The 21,000-nt window shown below is 35.9% G+C and carries 17 protein-coding genes and 1 pseudogene; 9 read left to right on the top strand and 9 right to left on the bottom strand.

The genetic code is table 11. The features are described 5' to 3' along the window. Nucleotides 1-211 precede the first annotated feature (211 nt). Both HMPREF1208_RS08100 and HMPREF1208_RS08095 read left to right on the top strand, forming a co-directional pair. On the top strand, nucleotides 212-745 hold the full coding sequence (locus HMPREF1208_RS08100) for a PadR family transcriptional regulator (protein ID WP_016425872.1): 534 nt from the start codon (nucleotides 212-214) through the stop codon (nucleotides 743-745). A gap of 11 nt (nucleotides 746-756) precedes the next feature. Beyond that, complete coding sequence (locus HMPREF1208_RS08095) at nucleotides 757-1,923, top strand: FAD-dependent oxidoreductase (RefSeq protein ID WP_016425871.1); 1,167 nt, start codon at nucleotides 757-759, stop codon at nucleotides 1,921-1,923. A gap of 214 nt (nucleotides 1,924-2,137) precedes the next feature. Here HMPREF1208_RS08095 and HMPREF1208_RS08090 read toward each other — a convergent pair whose 3' ends face one another. The 4 genes from HMPREF1208_RS08090 to HMPREF1208_RS08075 form a co-directional block, all read right to left on the bottom strand. Beyond that, nucleotides 2,138-2,905, bottom strand: coding sequence for a trypsin-like serine peptidase (locus HMPREF1208_RS08090; RefSeq protein ID WP_016425870.1), 768 nt, complete (start codon nucleotides 2,903-2,905; stop codon nucleotides 2,138-2,140). Between the two features lie 259 nt (nucleotides 2,906-3,164). Continuing rightward, nucleotides 3,165-3,932 (bottom strand): trypsin-like serine peptidase, encoded by a 768-nt coding sequence (locus tag HMPREF1208_RS08085; RefSeq protein ID WP_016425869.1) that lies wholly within the window; start codon nucleotides 3,930-3,932, stop codon nucleotides 3,165-3,167. 415 nt (nucleotides 3,933-4,347) lie between these two features. Next, the gene (locus HMPREF1208_RS08080; protein ID WP_016425868.1) at nucleotides 4,348-4,935 is read right to left on the bottom strand and encodes a DsbA family protein; all 588 of its coding nucleotides are present in this window, start codon (nucleotides 4,933-4,935) and stop codon (nucleotides 4,348-4,350) included. Nucleotides 4,936-5,184: 249 nt separating this feature from the next. Beyond that, the gene (locus tag HMPREF1208_RS08075; protein ID WP_016425867.1) at nucleotides 5,185-6,960 is read right to left on the bottom strand and encodes an oleate hydratase; all 1,776 of its coding nucleotides are present in this window, start codon (nucleotides 6,958-6,960) and stop codon (nucleotides 5,185-5,187) included. 194 nt (nucleotides 6,961-7,154) lie between these two features. Here HMPREF1208_RS08075 and HMPREF1208_RS08070 point away from each other — a divergent pair, with 194 nt between their 5' ends. Continuing rightward, nucleotides 7,155-7,748: a TetR/AcrR family transcriptional regulator gene (locus tag HMPREF1208_RS08070; protein ID WP_016425866.1), complete on the top strand. Its 594-nt coding sequence runs from the start codon at nucleotides 7,155-7,157 to the stop codon at nucleotides 7,746-7,748. Nucleotides 7,749-7,852: 104 nt separating this feature from the next. On the opposite strand, the gene HMPREF1208_RS08065 is transcribed toward HMPREF1208_RS08070, so the two are convergent. Then, nucleotides 7,853-8,332, bottom strand: a complete 480-nt coding sequence (locus tag HMPREF1208_RS08065; RefSeq protein WP_016425865.1) for an arginine repressor — start codon at nucleotides 8,330-8,332, stop codon at nucleotides 7,853-7,855. 425 nt (nucleotides 8,333-8,757) lie between these two features. On the opposite strand from HMPREF1208_RS08065, the gene arcA reads away from it, so the two are divergent. The 5 genes from arcA to HMPREF1208_RS08040 all read left to right on the top strand — a co-directional run bounded on the left by arcA (nucleotide 8,758) and on the right by HMPREF1208_RS08040 (nucleotide 14,280). Further along, a complete protein-coding gene (gene arcA, locus HMPREF1208_RS08060) occupies nucleotides 8,758-9,993 on the top strand; it encodes an arginine deiminase (protein ID WP_016425864.1) in 1,236 nt (411 codons plus the stop codon). Between the two features lie 34 nt (nucleotides 9,994-10,027). Then, the gene (argF, locus tag HMPREF1208_RS08055; protein WP_016425863.1) at nucleotides 10,028-11,035 is read left to right on the top strand and encodes an ornithine carbamoyltransferase; all 1,008 of its coding nucleotides are present in this window, start codon (nucleotides 10,028-10,030) and stop codon (nucleotides 11,033-11,035) included. Between the two features lie 119 nt (nucleotides 11,036-11,154). Further along, complete coding sequence (gene arcD / locus HMPREF1208_RS08050; protein ID WP_016425862.1) at nucleotides 11,155-12,585, top strand: arginine-ornithine antiporter; 1,431 nt, start codon at nucleotides 11,155-11,157, stop codon at nucleotides 12,583-12,585. A 15-nt stretch (nucleotides 12,586-12,600) separates the two neighbouring features. After that, nucleotides 12,601-13,542, top strand: a complete 942-nt coding sequence (gene arcC / locus HMPREF1208_RS08045; protein ID WP_016425861.1) for a carbamate kinase — start codon at nucleotides 12,601-12,603, stop codon at nucleotides 13,540-13,542. 18 nt (nucleotides 13,543-13,560) lie between these two features. Then, on the top strand, nucleotides 13,561-14,280 hold the full coding sequence (locus HMPREF1208_RS08040) for a Crp/Fnr family transcriptional regulator (RefSeq protein ID WP_016425860.1): 720 nt from the start codon (nucleotides 13,561-13,563) through the stop codon (nucleotides 14,278-14,280). A 210-nt stretch (nucleotides 14,281-14,490) separates the two neighbouring features. On the opposite strand, the gene HMPREF1208_RS08035 is transcribed toward HMPREF1208_RS08040, so the two are convergent. From HMPREF1208_RS08035 to HMPREF1208_RS08020, 4 genes are read right to left on the bottom strand one after another with little or no spacing between them, the layout of a single operon-like run. Beyond that, nucleotides 14,491-15,603: a mannitol-1-phosphate 5-dehydrogenase gene (locus HMPREF1208_RS08035; RefSeq protein ID WP_016425859.1), complete on the bottom strand. Its 1,113-nt coding sequence runs from the start codon at nucleotides 15,601-15,603 to the stop codon at nucleotides 14,491-14,493. Next, complete coding sequence (locus tag HMPREF1208_RS08030) at nucleotides 15,603-16,037, bottom strand: PTS sugar transporter subunit IIA (RefSeq protein ID WP_016425858.1); 435 nt, start codon at nucleotides 16,035-16,037, stop codon at nucleotides 15,603-15,605. Before HMPREF1208_RS08030 ends, HMPREF1208_RS08035 begins: the two co-directional genes overlap by 1 nt. Nucleotides 16,038-16,050: 13 nt before the next feature. Further along, the gene (locus tag HMPREF1208_RS08025) at nucleotides 16,051-18,072 is read right to left on the bottom strand and encodes a BglG family transcription antiterminator (protein WP_016425857.1); all 2,022 of its coding nucleotides are present in this window, start codon (nucleotides 18,070-18,072) and stop codon (nucleotides 16,051-16,053) included. 22 nt (nucleotides 18,073-18,094) lie between these two features. Beyond that, complete coding sequence (locus tag HMPREF1208_RS08020; RefSeq protein ID WP_016425856.1) at nucleotides 18,095-19,609, bottom strand: PTS mannitol transporter subunit IICB; 1,515 nt, start codon at nucleotides 19,607-19,609, stop codon at nucleotides 18,095-18,097. Between the two features lie 729 nt (nucleotides 19,610-20,338). On the opposite strand from HMPREF1208_RS08020, the pseudogene spa reads away from it, so the two are divergent. Continuing rightward, nucleotides 20,339-21,000 (top strand): annotated as a pseudogene (gene spa, locus HMPREF1208_RS08015) (staphylococcal protein A); the annotation flags it as partial.

Below are 21,000 nucleotides of genomic sequence, written 5' to 3'. Positions count from 1 at the left end.
TTATGCATGATGTCTCAAATTTTGAGCATAACGCGCTGTTTCACATCCATTTTCGTATACATGTATTGTTAAACGTGGTCAAACCGCTCACGCTCATAGTGTTTCCACTAAAAATAATCCCGCTCAAAAAAATATAAGTGTTCATTCTTGACTAATAACGATATATCGTTTATTATTTAGATATATCGAAAAAGGAAAGGTGGAAATTAAAATGTTTATGCCACATCAACAAGATGGTTTTGACAGAATGTTTGATGCACATCAAAGAAGAGATCGATTTTTTAAGAAAGGGAATTTACAATTTTTGATTTTGAGATTATTAATGGATTCGCCTAAACATGGCTATCAAATTATTAAAGATCTTGAAGCGCAATTTAAAGGTTTTTATTCCCCAAGTCCAGGAAGTGTCTACCCTATACTTCAAATGTTAGAAGACCGTGAATTTGTATCTACTTCAAAAGAAGGTAAGAAAAAAGTCTATACCATTACAGACGAAGGCATCGAATTTTTAAAGGAACAACCTCATTACGACGAATATGCTAAACGTATGGGGCAATTTAAAGAGATGGACACAGAAAAGTTAACAGAACTTCGCTCATCATTACAGTCACTATTTAGATCCTTTATGTTGGCAGGTCAACATGCAATGAAAGATGAGAAACAACTTGCCGATTTTGAACAATTTATTCAAGATACAGCAAAGCAACTTGAGTCATTTAAAGAGAAAAAAGACGACGAAAAATAGGAGGTTTAAAAATGTTAAAACAAGATCTTCAACATATTGCGATTGTCGGTGGTGGTCCAGGTGGATTAATGCTTGGGCGCCTCCTACAACAACAAGGCTACAATTTTACAATTTATGAACGTGGTCATCGAAATTTGCATAGTGATAGAGGAGGTTCTTTAGATATTCATGAAGATAGTGGCCAACTTCCTTTAAAAGAAGCACAGATTTTTGAAGCTTTTCGAACTTATGCACGTTATGATGGCGAAGATACACGCATCGTCAAAAAAGACGGCACAATCTTATATGATGAGGACGCTGAAGGTGAAGGGGGCAGACCTGAAATCGATCGTGGCCAATTATGTGATATTATTTTGGAACAAATTGACCCGTCTCATATTCAATATGGCTATCAACTTAAAAGTATGGCGCAGCAAGATGACGGCAGAACGATTATCCATTTTGAAAATGGTGAGACAGCGGTGACTGATTTAGTTATTGGTGCTGACGGTGCATTTTCTAAAGTACGCCCGTATTTAACTGATGCTGAACCTGAATATACTGGTATTTCTATGGTTGAAATGAACAGTGATGAACAGGAACATCCAGACTTACTTGCATTTAATAAAAACGGTAAAGTGATGGGGCTCGGTGGTGACCGTGCGATTTTAGGCCAACGTAATGGTGATGGTCGCATCATGGCATATATCAGTTTCAAAACGCATTATGACACACTAGATCAATACAGACATCTCCCATTAGAAGACTTAAAAACAAAATTGCTCGCTGATTTTGAGGATTGGGCCGACGAATTAAAAAATTATATTCGTTACAGTTATGATGACATTAAATTCCGTCGTATTTATAAATTACCGGTTGGACTCACTTGGGATACGCAATCTCACGTTACGTTAATCGGTGATGCCGCGCATTTGATGAGTCCATTTGCTGGTGAAGGCGTCAACATGGCACTCTATGATGCTTACCTTTTAGCTGAAGCATTTAAAACACACGACAATGTCATGGATATACTCCAACATTATGAACAACAAATGAATGATATCACAAAAGGACATGCTCAAGAATCCCAAGAAAATTTAGAACGCTTCTTTTCAGAAAATGGCGCTGAAACTATGGCCGCATTCTTTGAAAACCCTTATGATGCCGCATCCCACACATCTTCTGCTTCCCAAAACTAAATATTAACGTATTTTAACGGTTGGTGAGCCATCACGAATCGTTTTTTCATTTTAGAAATTAAAAAGCGCATTCAGCACCAAAACGCTGTGCTGAATACGCTCTTAAATGAATGTGGGTACTCGGGTTGCCGCTTACCTTGTTTTTTCTTACCCGAGTAATCTTAACTAAGAAACATTCATCAGATCAATTTATGCTTCAAGACTACTGTATCACTTACAGATTTTGTTTAACCCAGTTATAAATTTCATCAGTAAGTGTTGTGCCTCTGTTTGATTCAGTATTTTTACCTTTTACATAACTTGTATGTACGCCAAAGAGTTTATGTGTCGTTTTATCAAAAAGCGGTGCGCCTGATTGTCCATGTGATGCATCTGCAGTATAGTATGCTTTATTGCCTTCTTGTCTATCAACGACGCCTATATCTTTCCACATTGTTGGTCCTGGGAAAACTTTAAACTTGTCTGATGGATAGCCTGCAACTTCAAAGTCTTTTCCAGTAAAGTCATTCGCAGTCTCTAATTCGAAAGGTTTCACAACTTTACCGATAGAAGCACCTGCACTGGGTTGGACATCAATAATTGCAATATCGTAGTCACTTTGTTGTTTTTCTATATATTGTTGTGGCACTCTCACATGCGTTGAGATAAATTTAGAATACGGTTGGTATTTTGCATTTAAACCAGGTTCTAGCGTTGTACTTTTAGCAAGTCCTCCTTTTTTCGGATCATATACACAGTGTGCTGCAGTAAGGACTTTATTCGGCCCGATGACAGAACCTGTACAAGCGGCACCGTCATTATCCCATGCCATTGTTAAGAATGTAATCGCTTGATATGGTTTGACTGTTGTATTCTCTACTCTGACACGTGTGTCCTTGTCAATCACATTATAATTCGTAAAATCTGCTGCGTATGATGCTTGTGTAAGTGTCATAAATAATAAAGATGCGACTGATAAAGTTTGAGCTATCATTTTTTTCATTTGACATTCCTCTTTCTTTTAAATTGAATTATATTACAAAGTACAATTTGCATCGGCCAATGCGTTGGGGCAAACCATGATTTGATATGTTTGCCCCGCTTCGGTTATTTGTTGATTATGGTCAACAATATGAGGCCACTTTTGATTATAGAGACTGCCCTATATAGATTTTGCCTAGGAAAAGCCTTTAAATAAAAGGGCTTAGCTAACTGAGTTATTCTACGTTTGCGTAACCGAATCTAATCGAATCCCGCTTCTACTACAAGTTTTGTTGCACCCATTTTAAAATGTTTTTTGTAAATGTTGTGCCTCTGTTATATAAACCTGCACTTGTTTCTACAGCACCTGTATGTACACCAATGATGTTCTTTGTCTGTTTATTAAAGACAGGTGCCCCAGATTCTCCAGAAATGGTGTCTGCTGTGTAATAAGCTTTATTTCCATCTTGAAAATCAACTAATGATGAAGATGACCATTGCGTTTGAACACGTAATTGCTCAAACTTATCTGACGGATATCCTGTAATTTCTACTTCTTTATTCTTACTATTATCGGAGGCTTCCATTTGAATTGGCTTAACGACATTTCCGATTGAAACACCATTTCTAGGTTTGACATCAATAATAGCAATGTCGTATTGATCTTCTTGATGATCCTTATATTGTTGTGGCACTTTAATATCATTAGATTCAAATTGACCAAACGGTGCAATTTTGCCGTTTAAACCAGGCGTAATTTTTGACTGCTCTGTTAATCCACCATATTGAGGGTTATAAACACAGTGCGCAGCCGTAATCACTTTATTAGGCGCAATGACTGTACCGCTACAGTCTTCATAAACGTTATTAAATTTAGATTCAATAAAAGTAATCGATTGATAAGGATTCAATGTTGTATTATTTACTTTTACACGACTGTCCTCACCTATGATTTTGTAATCAGTGTGACTTGATGCATAAGAAGCTTGCGTGAATGCCATAAAAGACAAAGAAACAACTGTTGCCGTCCTTAAAAGAAATTTATTCATTGTACTCAACTTCCTTCTCAATTATTTTACTGCTATTTAAAGAATATAATATTTTTATCTTTTTATCAACAAAATCTTAAAATTTTTTTCAGTTTTAATTAATAGTATTAATAGCGTATGAATATTATAAATTTCTATATGGATAGTTATATATAAATAGTAAATTAAAATGATAAGTACACTTTATTTCAGAAAATTTAATAAACAAAATTGTAAAATAGACGTATTTTAAACGGGAAGACTCAACTTCATATAACTGGTTGAAAGACACACTTCAATCAAGCTTGTGCGGTCATTATAAAAAGAATAAAGCAGAAGGTTAGGAATCATCCTCGCCTCCTGCTTATATTAAAAATGAAAATGACGCTAGGACATGTATATATTATCCTAGCGCTCACGAATATTTAAAATGGTATTATGCTTTTAATGCATCATCAATTTTTTGAAATACCTCAACTTTATTTAACGGATCACTCACTTCTTCACCATTAATTTTTAAAGTAGGTACCAATTTGACTTTATCGTTATTTGCTCTAATAATATCTTTTTCTGCACGTTTCCATGCCTCACTATTTTCAGTTTTATATTCCTTTTTAATTTTATCTTTTTGTTCTTTACTAATGGATAAACGATCGATTTGCTCATCGATTTTATCGTGCGTTAACCATTTCCCTTCGTGATTCGGTTGTTGCTCAATTAAATGATGATGAAATGTCATAAATTGTTGTGGCGCTACGATTTTTACAGCTTGTGCCGCTCTTGATCCCTCAATCGCATCGTCACCTAAAAATGCCACATCTATCAGTTGATATTGAATTCGATCTGTTCCATACTTTTTCTCTATTTCTTTCATTATTTTCTGATCGAACACTTTGCAATAAGGACATTTATAATCAAAGTACTCAACGATTTTGACTTGCTTTTCGTGATGCTCTCCTTTCTGACAAGCGGTGAATACGACAAGCACTAAAGCCATCATTAAAAAATAAAAAATTTTCTTCATTACTGACTCTCTCCTTTTACACTATCCTGTGTATTACTTTAATAAATATAACTGTTAATAATTATATTTTCAAATATATTATTAAATTATTTGATTAACAACATTAACAATTAAGACTTGTGCTTATCATCCATCCCTTTTCTAATCAAATACTTTTAAAAGCATAAAAAGAGCTTACTCATGATGTAATCAATGAATAAGCTCTTGTATTCTTAAATATGATTTACTTTTGAAATCACTGCCACACTTTTATAGTAAGTGATGATCTTTAAGCAATGTTTCAACATAAGTGCCTTTAATTTTTCTTAAGAAACCACTCAAAGCAACTTTTTGAATTTTACTATTTTCTGTGATTTCTTGTAGGCTTTTACGATCATTTAATTCGTATGCTGCATCCATTAACACACGTAAATCAAATTCAGAAGCAATAACTTCTGGTACCCCTCTATCAATATCTAATAATTGGTATACAGCTTCCATTGCAGTTCTAACTGAATATTCTGTTGTAAACACAGTATCTCTTTCAGTTTCTGCAAAGTTACCGATAAAAGCAAGGTTACGTGATTGATGTGGCACAACTAATGGTCTGTCACCTACTGCTCTTGGCATAAAGTAAGATGTAATATAAGGCAGATACGCAGGTATGGTATTGGCTTCTTCAGTTGCCAAGTATTCAATTTCTTCAGTAGGAACACCCATGTGGTAGAGCCATTCTTGACAAATTTCACTACCACTACATTCTGTAATTGGTTTTTTAATATAATCGCCATCAACATCAGAGTATAAAGCATAAATCCAAGTACTTACTTGATCATCAGGTTGGCTTTTAAATTGTTGTTGACGGTTGACCGTAAAGCTCATTTGCCATGATGAGTCATTAACCGTAATAATCCCACCCGTTACTGTTTTATGAGAAAGCGGGTCACGTTTACAGAGTCTTTCAATGGCACCGATGATTTTTTTATTGTTTGTTGTCGCAGTCGCAGAAATGAACCAACTTCTTTTTGGTAAATCTTTATAGAATTTTTCTGGATTACCAAATTCTGGACTTTGTTTTGCCAAGTTATTCCATAATAACCAGCTACCACCAATATCATCTGTAATAGGTGCAGGTGTGTCATTATCACCATAAGTTGAGCTTTCTGTAATACTACCGTTCGTTACAAACACTAAGTCATTAGGCGTTAATGGAATGACATCATCTTTGCCATCTCGTTTAATAAGAATTTCTCGTGCTAATTTTTGAGAAGTCGTAACGTCTACTTTAATATCTTCTACTTTGATATTATATTCAAATTGAACATCATGTGATTTCAAATATTCAACCATTGGTAATACGAGTGATTCGTATTGATTGTATTTTGTAAATTTAAGCGCGCTAAAGTCTGCAAGTCCGCCAATGTGATGAACAAAGCGCATTAAATAGCGACGCATTTCCATAGCAGAATGCCAAGGTTCAAATGCGAACATTGTTTTCCAATAAACCCAGAAATTAGATTTTAAGAAATCTTCAGAAAAAACATCTGTAATTTTGATATCATTTAAATCTTCTTCATTCATTAAGCATAAATCGACAATTTCTTTAATTGCTTTTTGTGTGAGTGTAAAATCGCCGTCTGTATCAACACGGTGTCCTCTATTTTCAATCATGCGGCAGCGTGAATAGTTTGGATCTTCTTTATTCAACCAATAAAATTCATCTAAAACTGAAGCATTTTCAACTTCTAAGGAAGGAACTGAACGGAATAAATCCCACAAACACTCGAAGTGATTTTCCATCTCTCTACCACCGCGTACGACGTAGCCTTTATTAGGAAGTTCGTCACCATCAAGACTGCCGCCAGGCTTAGGTAACTCTTCTAAAATATGAACTTGTGAGCCTTTCATCTGTCCATCTCTAATGAGAAAACAAGCTGCTGCTAGAGCGGCTAAGCCAGATCCAACTAAATATGCAGATTTGTTTTCTACATTTTCAGGTTTTCTTGGGCGTGCAAATGCTTCATAATTACCTTTACTATAATACATAGTAAACACTTCCTTTTTTGGATTAAAAATCAGTATAATAAAAGACAAACAGGAAAATAAATGACTTCCTTCATTTTAAAATTTCCTTCAATATTATTATATCAACAGACCACATCCAATTAGGCGCCAATATTCACTATTTGTAACTTAAATGACAAAATCAAGAAATTGTTCGATATCTGAGGTGTTAAAAGATGAATAAACAGGATTTACGCGTAATTAAAACGCAAAACGCACTTATGAATGCATTTACGGAACTGTTAAAAGTAAAAGAATTTGAACACATTACAATACAAGACTTGTGTGACTACGCACTTATCCGTCGTTCAACATTTTATCGACATTACAAGGATAAGTATCATCTATTGAATCATGCGATTGAAAACGTCTTGAATCGTTTTAGACAAATTCATTTATCCGATATTCGTTTTGAAGACCCGAAGCCTTTCCTTGAGCGTTATATCCATGACTTATTAACCTTTATTAATGATAATAAAGCGATCGTCAACAGTGTAGTGACGCATCATTTGTATGATGAGACGTCACGTATTATTTATGAACAAATTTATCAAGCCATTAACAAGCAGACTCAATACGACATACAAACAGGTGGGCGTTTCGATGTGAGCCCAACGATTTACAATCATTTTCTCACCGGCGGCGTTTTAAGTGTCGTCTTCAATTGGTCTAGAGACGCGCATGCTGAACAGACACTCACGACTGTTAAAAATGATATCGTCAACTTGATATGTGGCATGAGAGCAACGCACATGAAACGTCTGAATTAAAAAATCCAAACAGCCTCTACATCGCTATGTGTGCCCCATTTCATTGAATAATCATGGGGCACGTGACTGCCGTGGCGCGATTCGTTTCTCGTCATATCGACGGATTAAGGCGTTAAATTCGCATCTTGGTAAGTTTGATTAAAAAGCTTATAATGGACAAATTTTGAAAGCTCAGCTGACGCCGTAAGAACTAAAATCGTATCATTACCCCCAACTGTTCCAAGCACCTCATTTAACTCCATTTGATCAATATAGTAATTAATGCTCTGCGCAAAACCCGGTGCTGTTTTAATAATTAAGTACGTGTCTTTAATCACGACAGAGGCAATCTCATCTTTATAAAAGTTAATCAATTTCGCTTTGGCATCTTTTTGCGCATTTTCATTATACTTTTGATAACATCGCTCTTGATGCGCGGATGGCATTTTATAAATCTTCAATTCATTTAAATCTCTACTAATTGTCGCTACACTATACCTTATCCCAAAATGTTGTTCTATATAATCCACAATTTCTGCTTTTGAATGAATGTTATGCTCTTTTACAATCATAGATACTAAGTCTAATCTTTTTCTTTTTTTCATGCATTTAAACTCCTTTGCCTCATAATCCCGCTGACAAATAACTGTGTATCTCTACCATAACAAAACATCTCATTAGTAAATGTGAAGTTTCTGACATCTCACATGAACCCTCAATCGCTGTCAAACATTTAAGTGGCTTCATCTTCTTACAAAAAATCAATAAACATCTCTTTTCAAAAGATTGATGATTATACATACACATTTTTGAATAAAGAATAATATTATACATATCTCTTAATTTAATATTAACTTATTATTCATAAATACGCATGTTAAAAGGGTAAAGTATGCATAAGTTATCATTATTGTGTATTGAATAAATCATTTGTATGAGGTTTTAGACATTTATATTGAGAAAAAATTCACAACTGGATAACTGAAAGCGTTTTATACTTTGGATGTAATCAAGCAAAGGAGGAATAACAATGGAAAAAGGACCAATCCAAGTGAATAGTGAAATTGGCAGATTAAAAACCGTTTTACTCAAACGACCAGGCAAAGAATTAGAAAATCTTGTACCTGATCATCTCAGCGGCTTATTATTTGACGATATTCCTTATTTGAAAGTCGCGCAAGAAGAGCACGATAAATTTGCGCAAGTTTTAAGAGATGAAGGGGTTGAAGTTGTTTACCTCGAAAAATTAGCCGCCGAAGCCATTGCGGATAAAGCCGTACGCGAACAGTTTATTGATGATATTTTGGCTGAATCTCAAAAAACAGTTCTCGGCCATGAAAAAGAAATTAAAACACTCTTTGAAACATTAAGCGACCAAGACCTTGTAGATAAAATTATGGCGGGTGTGCGTAAAGAAGAAATTCAACTCGAAACCAATCACCTTGTTGAATACATGGATGATAGATACCCATTCTATTTAGACCCTATGCCAAACCTTTATTTCACAAGAGACCCTCAAGCTTCTATTGGACGCGGTATGACAATCAATCGAATGTATTGGAGAGCACGTCGTAGAGAATCTATTTTTATGACCTATATTCTTAAACATCATCCACGTTTCAAAGATGCGGACGTTCCTGTTTGGTTGGATCGAAATTCACCATTCAATATCGAAGGTGGCGACGAATTAATCCTTTCAAAAGAAGTGTTAGCGATCGGTATTTCAGAACGGACTTCGGCACAAGCTATCGAACGTTTGGCACGCCAAATTTTATTCGATGATCAATCGACTTTTACAAAAGTATTGGCAATTGAAATACCAAACAGCCGTAGTTTCATGCATTTAGATACTGTCTTTACAATGATAGACTACGACAAATTTACAATGCATGCGGCGATTTTCAAAGAAGAAAATCATATGAATATCTTTACAATCGAAAAAGATGAAGCGACACATGATATTAAAATCTCTCATTCAAGCCAACTTAAAGCAACATTAGAAGACGCTTTACATGTCGATAACATTGAATTTATTCCTACGGGTAACGGTGACGTAATCGACGGCGCACGCGAACAGTGGAATGACGGTTCAAATACGTTGACAATTCGTCCTGGCGTAGTGGTCACTTATGATCGTAACTACGTTTCAAACCAATTGTTAAGAGATAAAGGGGTCAAAGTCATTGAAATCACAGGTAGTGAACTTGTACGTGGTCGTGGCGGCCCTAGATGTATGAGCCAACCTTTATTTAGAGAAGACATTTAAGCATTCATTATCAAATTAAGAAAGGATTTTTAAAATGACAGATATTCAAAAACCATTAGATTTAAAAGGTAGACATTTACTTAAAGAAGACGATTTTACTAAAAAAGAATTTTCAGACTTAATTGATTTTGCGATGACTTTAAAATCTTATAAACAACAAGGCATCCCACACCGCTATTTAGAAGGTAAAAATATTGCTTTATTATTTGAAAAAACATCAACACGGACACGTGCTGCATTTACTGTTGCTTCAATCGATTTAGGTGCACATCCAGAATTTTTAGGTAAAAACGACATTCAATTAGGTAAAAAAGAATCTGTCGAAGATACAGCAAAAGTATTGGGCCGTATGTTTGACGGTATTGCGTTCCGCGGCTTTTCTCAAGATACAGTGGAAGCATTAGCAGAATTTTCAGGTGTCCCTGTATGGAACGGACTCACTGATGCTTGGCACCCAACACAAATGTTAGCAGACTATATGACAATCAAAGAAAACTTTGGACATTTAGACGGTATAAAACTCACATACGTCGGCGATGGACGCAATAATGTCGCAAATTCACTACTTGTCGCAGGGCCAATGTTAGGTGTCGATGTTACCATCTGCTCTCCTAAATCTTTATTCCCTTCTCAAGATTATATTGATATTGCTGAACGTCGTGCAAAACAAGATGGCGGTTCAGTCACAATTACCGATAATATTGATGAAGGCGTAAAAGGTGCTGACGTTATTTATACTGACGTCTGGGTTTCAATGGGTGAAGAAAGTGAATTTGAATCTCGTATTAAATTACTAAAAGATTATCAAGTGAACAAAGCTTTATTTGGCAAAACAGGTAAAGACAGCACAATTTTCTTACACTGTTTACCTGCTTTCCACGACACAAATACAGAATATGGTCAAAAAATTAAAGATGAATATGGTTTGTCTGAAATGGAAGTGACAGATGAAATCTTTAGAAGCAAACATGCGAAAGTGTTTGATCAAGCTGAAAACCGCATGCATACCATTAAAGCTGTAATGGCTGCAACGCTAGGTTAATTCAATAGATATGATATGATAAAAAGCCCAGTGATTCTTATCATAATAAAATACTATTATTATATTTTAAAATAAGTTTTGTACTGGGCTTTTTAATCTATCTAAAGGAGACATGACATATGGGTGGAACAGATGAAAACAAATTAAATAAAACCTCCTTAATTGGTTTAGTCATTGGCTCGATGATTGGTGGCGGTGCATTTAACATCATTTCAGATATGGGTAAAGAAGCTGGCGGATTGGCCATCATTATTGGATGGTTAATTACAGCAGTCGGCATGATTTCGCTTGCCTTTGTCTTTCAGAACTTAACTAATGAGCGCCACGACTTAGATGGTGGGATTTACAGTTATGCCCAGGCAGGATTTGGTGATTTTATTGGCTTTTCAAGTGCTTGGGGCTATTGGTTTGCTGCCTTTTTAGGCAATGTGGCTTATGCGACGTTGCTCATGTCCGCAGTGGGTAACTTTTTCCCAATGTTTAAAGGAGGCAATACCTTACCTTCTATTATTATTGCCTCAATCTTATTGTGGGGCGTGCATTATCTTATTTTAAAAGGTGTCGAAACCGCAGCATTGATTAATAGCATTGTGACCATCGCAAAATTAATTCCGATTTTACTTGTACTTGTTTGTATGATTGTCGCTTTTAACTTTGAGACTTTCAAAGCAGGTATTTTTGGCATGACAAGTGGCCCAGCACATATGTTCAGTTGGGGGGACACGCTTTCTCAAGTTAAAAGTACAATGCTCGTCACTGTATGGGTATTTACTGGGATTGAAGGCGCTGTCGTCTTCTCTGGACGTGCTAAACATAAAAAAGATGTCGGTTCTGCAACCGTTATTGGTTTAGTTTCTGTGTTGATTATTTATTTCTTAATGACCGTATTAGCACAAGGGGTTATTCAACAAAACCATATTTCTGAACTTTCCAACCCTTCTATGGCAGCAGTGTTAGAACACATTGTCGGTCATTGGGGATCTGTTCTAGTGAATATTGGCCTCATCATTTCAGTATTAGGGGCATGGCTAGGTTGGACACTTTTAGCGGGCGAATTACCTTTTATCGTTGCGAAAGATGGCCTATTTCCTAAATGGTTTGCTAAAGAAAATGAAAACAAAGCACCTGTCCATTCATTACTCATTACTAATATATTAGTTCAAATCTTTTTAATCAGTATGCTTTTCACACAAAGCGCTTATCAATTTGCCTTTTCACTTGCATCAAGTGCCATTCTCATTCCTTACATGTTGAGTGCTTTTTATCAAGTGAAATATACGATTCAAACGAAGCAACGTGCAACAACGAAACAATGGGTCATCGGTATCATCGCTTCTATTTATACCGTTTGGCTCGTATACGCAGCGGGATTAGATTACTTTTTATTAACGATGCTGTTATATATCCCTGGCCTTATCGTTTACACAATTGTACAAAGAAATAACCAAAAACCTTTAAAACGAATCGATTATTTGTTCTTTATCATTATTATCATTTTAGCCATTATCGGCATCTTGAGATTATTAAGCGGTGCCGTCAACGTATTTTAATGAGGAGTGATTTTCATGCATAAAAAAATCGTCATTGCTTTAGGTGGTAATGCCATCCAAACGACAGATGGATCTGCAGAAACACAAAAACAAGCTATACGTAAAACAATGCAAACACTAAAGCCGTTATTTAATACAGACTACGATATTGTCATTTCCCATGGCAATGGACCACAAATTGGCAGTCTTTTAATTCAACAAGCGACTGCTGACAGTCCACAAACACCTGCGATGCCACTAGATGTCTGTGGTGCCATGACACAAGGGATGATTGGTTTCTGGATAGAAACAGAAGTCAACCGAGTTTTAGCAGAGGTTAATAGTGATCGGAAAGCGGGTACAGTGATAACACGTGTGGAAATTGACGAAAATGATCCAAGAATGTCAAACCCGACAAAACCTATTGGGCCTTTTTACACAGAAGCTCAAGTTGAACAACAAAAAGCACAATACCCTAATTCCGTCTATAAAGAAGATGCCGGTAGAGGATACCGTAAAGTCGTTCCGTCTCCCCTACCTATATCCATTTTAGAGCATGAATTAATTAGTACTTTAGTTGAAAATAACAATATCATTGTCGCTTGTGGTGGTGGCGGTGTGCCTGTTGTTAAAAGAGGCGACACTTATGAAGGTGTAGAAGCTGTTATTGATAAAGACTTTGCAAGTGAACGTTTAGCGCAACTCATCGATGCCAATACCCTCATGATTTTAACAAGTGTTGAAAATGTTTATATTAACTTCAATGAACCTAATCAAGAAAAACTCACTGACATCGATGTCGAAAGTTTAAAACGCTACGCACAAGAAGGTAAATTTGCAGAAGGCTCTATGTTACCTAAAATTGAAGCGGCTATAGATTTTGTTGAAAACGGAGAAGGACGTCGTGCGGTCATCACGAACCTAGATAAAGCCTATGAAGCCTTCAAAGGAGAAGTCGGCACACAAATTTATAAGTAGCTATGAGGTGGTGAATTTATGGGGCAAAACCCGTATGATCACTCAACAATTGATAACTCACTCATTAAAAACAATGTGAATACCTATCTCGAGCAGTTTGCTGCCTTTATCAATATCCCAACGGTTGCATTACAGCCGTATAAAAATGAGTTTATCGTCAGACAATACAATAAAGGTCAGGTGATTTACTATTCATCTGATGAACTGACACATATCTATTATTTAATCGATGGTTATATATTAAGAGAAAACTATAGCGTGAATGGAGACGTCAATCGTGTATTAAATAAAGGCGAACATTTATATCCTATTCACAACCTGTTTCAAGATAAAACGACAAATGAAATGTGTACTGCACTCACCGATAGTATCGTAATGGCTGTGCCGATTGAATTGATTGAATATATATGTCGAAATCACGATAAAGTGTTTATTCAAATGTATAAATACCTTTGCGAAAATGAAAAACAATTAACAGAATATAACATGGCACTCAGTGCAAAAAGCGCTAAAGCACGTGTAAAGAAAGTACTTATTTATTTATGCCATACAATTGGGGAAGACCATGAAGAGTTTTATGAAATTAAGCAATTTTTAACAATTCAAATGGTCAGCGATTTAGCTAGTGTTTCCCGAGAAACGACAGGACACATTGTAAACGAACTAAAAACACAAAACCTCCTTTTAAAAGATCAAAAGAATTGGATGATTAGCAAAGCCATACTTGGAATAGTTTGACGAAAGAGATACCAACTAACTGAATATATTAATGATGTCGACTTTGATAAACGTGCCTCTTGAAGCAGTACGTGGATTGCAATAACCTACGCAACCCGCTTCATAGGGGCTTGTTTATTGCAAAAAAGCCTAGACTTGTACAATCTTCCAAAATGGGATTGCATCTGTCTAGGCCTTCATCGTTAATTGGACTGCTTAACTGAATTCATTCTAATCGACAACTAACTCCCTATATTGTTGCGCGATTTCTTTCGCAATCGCTTCATTCACCTGTGCATATTCTTTTAAAAATGCCTCCGGTCCATGGTTTTTGATATATTGATTTTTTTCTAATGTTTCTTTATCGTTATCATCTTCATAAGCCAATAACAATGCTGCAGCGCGAACAAGCCCTTTATATGCTAATTGGTTGTCGTGCAAATAGGTTAATGGCTTTATAATTCGGTCCTCAGGTCCAATTTTACGAATCGTACCACGGCCTACGCGTGTGACTTCATCAGAAAGATAAGCATTTTTAAAGCGCCGAATAATCTTCTCAACGTAATTTTGTTGTTCTGACGCTTTAAGCGAAAACTTTTCAGTAATATACAAACTTGTTTCAGATAGTACCGTTCTAAGTTCCGCTTCAATCGTCGGATCATTGATGGCATCTAAAATAGTATAAAAATGCGCATGTTGCCCTGCATAAGCAATATAAGCGTGACCCGTATTCACAGTCATTAGTTTTCTTTCAATAAATGGAGATAAGTCATCTACATAATTGATATGATTTAACTTTTCACCATACCATGCTTGATTTTCAATCACCCATTCATAGAAAGGTTCTACCATAACGTCTAAAATATTATCATTCTTTTGTAAAGGGACTATTCGATCGACTGCTGAATTAGCAAAATGAATATGCTCACCTAAAGGCCCCGTATGTGCTAAAATCGCTTCCTTAAGTGTATCAGTAGCCATAATCGCGTTTTCACATGCAACAATGTTAACGTGATTCGTCTTCTCTTTTAAGTACGGCGCGATTGTTTTTGCGATTATTGGCAGAATATTAACCCCTACTGCTGTAGTAATGATATCCGCATCTAGCAACGCTTTTTTCAATTTTTCAGATGGCTCTGAAGAATTGACCGCATCTATATTTTGAACCTTTTCCGTCGTTTTATTTTCATCGGCAATGATGACATGATATTGTTGTTCTTTCTCTAAAGCGTCAATAATTTCTGTATTCACATCTGCAAACGTGACTTTCACATCGTTATCTGCAAGAATTTTACCAATAAAACCACGTCCAATATTTCCTGCACCAAAATGTACTGCTCTCATTATACATCTGCCTCCTCAAAAACCGCTTTAATTTCATCGGCTGATTTGGCATTCACAATACGTTCAACATTAGCTTCTTCACTAAACGTAATCGCAATTTTAGATAATAAATCCAAATGTTCACCATCTTTACCTGCAATCCCAACGACAACTTTAACTTCCTCGCCACCCCAATCGACACCGTCTGGAATTTGAAGTAAAGATAAACCTGAATGTAGGACACTTTCTTTTGCTTCATCTGTACCATGTGGAATGGCTAAAGTATTTCCCATAAATGTAGATACTACATTTTCACGTTCTTTCATTGCTTGAATATAATCTTGCGTCACTGATCCGCTGTTCACTAGCGCTTGTCCTGCCAATTCAATCGCTTCAGATTGACTCGATACCGCGACATTAATAAAAATATTCTCATTACTAAATAGTTCACTCATTTTATGAACACTCCTACATAAAATTTTTTATCTTTTCTGAAATTTTAGATTTTAAAATCGTCCTTAATTTTTCTGGTTCTTTCATAAATGTCTCAATATCCTCGAGATGTTTACCCACTTCTTCAATAAATTGACTGACTAACTGCGCCATCTCCTCGTTATCCGGTATGAACATGCTAATCATATACTTCACTTTGAAATCATCCGCTTGCATGTTTGACATCTTAATCGGTGTATCTAAAATGGTGACTAAAATGACCGGTTTCAAGATGATAGAATCCCTTAAATGCGGAATTGCGACAGGATATGGGGCTAATAACCATCCCGGATGATTAGCTATTTTTTCTTGTAAGTATTGACTAAATTGATTCACATCTGGAATCGCTTGTTCATTCAATAAATGGTTGGCAATGTACATCGACCAGTTATCGACTTGTCGATGCTCTATTTTCATCGAATCAATCAAATGCACGGCATCACGCATCGTATTGATTAAATTTTCGTTATCTTTCATCAATATTTTTGTATGCGTCTCATGATTCGAATGATGCGTTGCATTTAACTTTAGAAAGTGTGAAACATACGTGATATCAGATTCAGGCAATAATGGATTCACAGTAATAAAAGGCTGTTTGATATCCAAGTTGACTGTTGAAATAATACCGTCAAAACTTTCTAAATTGAGATGATTCAAATCACTTACCGACGCTTGAGTGATGCGTTCAATATCTCTGAATGTGTTTTTAAGACGTGCTGCTAGTAATCGACTTGTCCCTACACCACTGCTACACACCACCAATAGATTTAAAGGCGCTTTTTTGTGTCTCTTAATGGAGCCGCCAAAGTGCAAAACAATAAATGCAATTTCGCTATCTGGAAACACCAGTTCAGGCCATACGATTGTTTGCGCCTGCTTAATTTGTTTAAATAATAATGGATACTTGTATTGGATCATTTGGGTGAGCGGATTATACGTCTCAATGTTGGAACTTAAGCGATTAATCGCTGGATGAATATGCAGTTTAAGACCTTCAATCAAATTCGCTCTATCTTCAAAATGCTGACCAGAGATTTGTTCAACAGCATCTACAAATTGGATGATGGTTTTTAAATCACTCTGCTCTGACTTGTCAGCTCTAAAATCTTTCCTTTTAGCCCCTCGTAGATGAATCGTAATAAAGGTGATTTCTGCTTCATTAAATTTCACATCATAAATCTCCTCTAATCGACTCGCTATATCCCGGGCGATTTCTTGTTCTAAAGTCGTCTTCACGCTGTCATAAATCTCATCATTAATTGCGACGTACTCATCATTTTTCATACGATTAATCCCTAAAACGATGTGGATGGTTAATGACAAGTAACTGGATTCAGTCAACGAATACGGAAGTCGACCTAAATCATCCATAAGGATTCGTTCTACTTGAAAAATCTGTTCTAAATTAACTAATGATTGTTGAGATTGATGCAAAGATTGATATACAAAATGATTTTCAATTACAGAGTAAACACTCGTACTATTCAGTTTGTTGACCATTAACTGACTTAGAAATTCACGTTTCTTTGACTCTGGACCCAGTAATTGGATACCTTCACCACGTTTTCGTGATATCGATAATTGATATAAATGGATATCCTGTGATAATTCATCCAGGAGCTTGGATAACGTTTGAATCGATACACCAATTTCTTCTGCTAAACTGAATTGTTTAATCGGTTCTTTCGTCTGAATAAGTGCATATAAGATAATCACTTTTTGCTCTTCTAGAGATAAATCCATCGCTGTGTTCTCAGACACATCTTTAAAAAGACGTTTCATGTCATATTCATGGCCCACGATACGAATCCCTTGTTTAGACACACGTTCTAATACAATAGCAAATGTTTCTAAATAAGATTCAACGTGTTTTAATTCTCTATGAATCGTACGAGAGGATACTCCGAGTTGCTGTGCAATATCATAAATTCGAATGTAGGTTTCACGATATTTAATTAGAATTTCAATGATACGTTTTTCTCGAGAGCTCAAAAACATTGTCGTGTCCCCCTCTTGGTCGTTATTCATCTTTCTTCAAATTGTTCAGTAACTCCTCATATCTTGGTGAGTTTAAAAAGTTATCCACTGAAATATGAATGGCTGTCGGTACTTGCTTAATTGCTCGGTCAGTTAATGTTTTTTGAGTAATGATCAGTTGGGCATCTTTGGGCAACTGGTTAATAGCGGTATTTGTGACATGAATATCTGTAAGTCCCTGTTTTTTGAACTTATTTCTCAACATGCTTGCGCCCATTGCACTTGATCCCATTCCAGCATCACAAGCAAAAATAATATGATGGATATCATGATAGTCATGGGCCGATACTTGTTCTGTATTGTATTGATGAAGTAATCCCTCTTCAGCGTTGGCTTCATCTACCTTTTTGTCAGCTTCTTCAGTTTTTTTACTTTCAGCGCCAGTTAATTTCGAAGCAACTTGTGATTTTTTTCCTTTCGTTGCTTCCATTTGTGCTGTAGCTTCTTCAATATCTTGTTGCGTATCTTTCGTAAATTTTAAAATGAATGCAGATACAATAAATGAAACTGCCGCAGCTAGAAATACACCGAGCAACATGTGTAAAAACTCGCCTCTTGGAGCGTTGATACAATAGACGATAAATGACCCTGGAGAAGCTGGACTTTTAAAACCAAAGCCTGTTGCTTGATAAGTTGCCACACCTGTCACTCCGCCCAAAATAACGGATAAAAACAACATCGGTCTCATTAAAACGTAAGGGAAGTAAATCTCATGAATCCCTCCTAAAAAGTGAATGATACCTGCACCATAAGACGTTGCTTTCGCTGTGCCTTTTCCAAAAATCATATAGGCCACAAGCACGCCTAAAACGGGACCCGGATTAGACTCAATCGTATATAAAATGGATTGTCCTAAAGATGCAGCTTGGTCGGCGCCTAATGGTGTGAAAACACCGTGGTTGATTGCGTTATTTAAGAACACAATTTTCGCAGGCTCTACAATAATGCTCACGATTGGAAGTAAGTGCGCATGCACTAATCCTTCAACAGCAACGGATAAAATGTGCATCACAAATTTCATGATTGGTGCTAAAATTTCGAAACCTAAAATCGTCATAATAAAGCCCAAAATACCAGCAGAAAAGTTATTGAATAACATTTCAAAACCTTGAGGCGTGCGTGGTTGGATCCATTCATCTACCTTTTTCATGAGCCAACCGACTAACGGTCCCATAATCATGGCACCTAACAGCATGGGCGTTTGAGGCAATGCAACAATGACCCCTATAGTAGAAGTCGCTGCTATAATTCCTCCGCGTATCCCATGAATCAAACGACCTCCACTGAATGCAATTAATAATGGAATGAGATATTTAATCATAGGATCAGCAAGCTGTGCTAACTCTTTATTAGGGAGCCAACCATGATCGATGAAAATGGCTGCGATAAATCCCCAGGCAATAAAAGCACCAATGTTTGGCATGATCATACTACTGAGGAACGAACCGAAAGCTTGTACTTTGCGCCCCATTCCTTTCTTTTCTTCAGTCTTTGACATAAATACACCCCTTCTTTAATTCAATTTATATAAATTGTAAGGGCTTTTATAACGGGGGCTCAATATAAAGAAATAGTGAGTTTGTCACAACCTTTTTGACATCATTCACTTAGTTAAAATCACGTGTGAAAAATAAAGATGGAAGAAGTGATTAGAAAAGGGGACATAAATTTTTTAAAGGAGTGCATATTTTTTATAAAAAGAGGAAATTTGTTACTATTTTTCAAAAAGTATATGTTATGTGAGGTTATGGATAGCAGTCTAATTCGAATAAAAAGCATATAAATGCAGTATGATTCATAGTTTATACCTTAAAACTAACCATTTACGATCTTTTTTCAAATGTCTTGGTAAAGATTTAAAGCACCGCATAGACCCCTACCAAAGTCTATTCGGTGCTCTTTTTTGCACTTTTTTTAAATTCAAAATTTATGCAATAAGCATTCATTTTATTCACAAAAAATTTACATAACATGAACTAATGGGAAAAATTTGAACATGTTCCTTCATTATATTGTACAATTTTTAGACTTTTAAAATACAGTGTTATGCAACAGTATATTTCTAATAAATATAGATTTTTTATAAAAATCGATTAACCCCAATCTGATGTTGCTAGGTTAATTTGTCATATATTTTTAAATTTGCACTATACATTTTTATAGTTATATTGTAGTCTTATAGTAAGCGTTACATTATACATTTTATTTTTATAAGGGATTGTAATCAATGGAAAATAAAAACTTTTTTAGTATTCGTAAACTTTCTATCGGTGTCGGATCTTGCTTAATCGCGAGCTCTTTATTAGTAAGCTCTCCTACATTTGCAGAAGAAAACAATGCGAATGCTACAAATACTGCTGAGGCTCAACAAAATGCTTTCGCTGAAATTTTAGACTTACCTAATCTTAATGAAAACCAACGTAATGGTTTCATCCAAAGTCTTAAAGACGATCCAAGTGTAAGTAAAGACATTCTTGCTGAAGCTAAAAAATTAAACGACAGCCAAGCTGGTTCACAACCTGCACCTGATCACAGTGCAGACCAACAAAATGCATTCTATGAAATCTTACACTTACCTAACCTTACTGAAGAACAACGTAACGGTTTTATCCAAAGTCTTAAAGACGATCCAAGCGTAAGTGCAGACATCTTAATCCAAGCTAGAAACGTAAACGTTGCGCAAGCACCAACAAAACCTGCACCTAATGTTAATGAAGATCAACAAAATGCGTTCTACGAAATTTTAAACTTACCTAACTTAAACGAAGATCAACGTAACGGTTTTATCCAAAGTCTTAAAGATGATCCAAGTGTAAGCAAAGATATTCTTGCTGAAGCTAAAAAATTAAACGACAGCCAAGCTGCTCCTGATTACACAGAAGCACAACA

Origin of the sequence: Staphylococcus sp. HGB0015 (genome assembly GCF_000411275.1) — a bacterium.
GTDB lineage: Bacteria > Bacillota > Bacilli > Staphylococcales > Staphylococcaceae > Staphylococcus > Staphylococcus schleiferi.
This window is presented reverse-complemented; position numbering and strand designations above follow the sequence as displayed.

Excerpts from the sequence above, each read along its gene's own strand:
- HMPREF1208_RS08100 (WP_016425872.1), top strand. The coding sequence starts at position 212 with ATGTTTATGCCACATCAACAAGATGGTTTTGACAGAATGTTTGATGCA.
- HMPREF1208_RS08095 (WP_016425871.1), top strand. The coding sequence starts at position 757 with ATGTTAAAACAAGATCTTCAACATATTGCGATTGTCGGTGGTGGTCCA.
- HMPREF1208_RS08090 (WP_016425870.1), bottom strand. The coding sequence starts at position 2,905 with ATGAAAAAAATGATAGCTCAAACTTTATCAGTCGCATCTTTATTATTT.
- HMPREF1208_RS08085 (WP_016425869.1), bottom strand. The coding sequence starts at position 3,932 with ATGAATAAATTTCTTTTAAGGACGGCAACAGTTGTTTCTTTGTCTTTT.
- HMPREF1208_RS08080 (WP_016425868.1), bottom strand. The coding sequence starts at position 4,935 with ATGAAGAAAATTTTTTATTTTTTAATGATGGCTTTAGTGCTTGTCGTA.
- HMPREF1208_RS08075 (WP_016425867.1), bottom strand. The coding sequence starts at position 6,960 with ATGTATTATAGTAAAGGTAATTATGAAGCATTTGCACGCCCAAGAAAA.
- HMPREF1208_RS08070 (WP_016425866.1), top strand. The coding sequence starts at position 7,155 with ATGAATAAACAGGATTTACGCGTAATTAAAACGCAAAACGCACTTATG.
- HMPREF1208_RS08065 (WP_016425865.1), bottom strand. The coding sequence starts at position 8,332 with ATGAAAAAAAGAAAAAGATTAGACTTAGTATCTATGATTGTAAAAGAG.
- arcA (WP_016425864.1), top strand. The coding sequence starts at position 8,758 with ATGGAAAAAGGACCAATCCAAGTGAATAGTGAAATTGGCAGATTAAAA.
- argF (WP_016425863.1), top strand. The coding sequence starts at position 10,028 with ATGACAGATATTCAAAAACCATTAGATTTAAAAGGTAGACATTTACTT.
- arcD (WP_016425862.1), top strand. The coding sequence starts at position 11,155 with ATGGGTGGAACAGATGAAAACAAATTAAATAAAACCTCCTTAATTGGT.
- arcC (WP_016425861.1), top strand. The coding sequence starts at position 12,601 with ATGCATAAAAAAATCGTCATTGCTTTAGGTGGTAATGCCATCCAAACG.
- HMPREF1208_RS08040 (WP_016425860.1), top strand. The coding sequence starts at position 13,561 with ATGGGGCAAAACCCGTATGATCACTCAACAATTGATAACTCACTCATT.
- HMPREF1208_RS08035 (WP_016425859.1), bottom strand. The coding sequence starts at position 15,603 with ATGAGAGCAGTACATTTTGGTGCAGGAAATATTGGACGTGGTTTTATT.
- HMPREF1208_RS08030 (WP_016425858.1), bottom strand. The coding sequence starts at position 16,037 with ATGAGTGAACTATTTAGTAATGAGAATATTTTTATTAATGTCGCGGTA.
- HMPREF1208_RS08025 (WP_016425857.1), bottom strand. The coding sequence starts at position 18,072 with ATGTTTTTGAGCTCTCGAGAAAAACGTATCATTGAAATTCTAATTAAA.
- HMPREF1208_RS08020 (WP_016425856.1), bottom strand. The coding sequence starts at position 19,609 with ATGTCAAAGACTGAAGAAAAGAAAGGAATGGGGCGCAAAGTACAAGCT.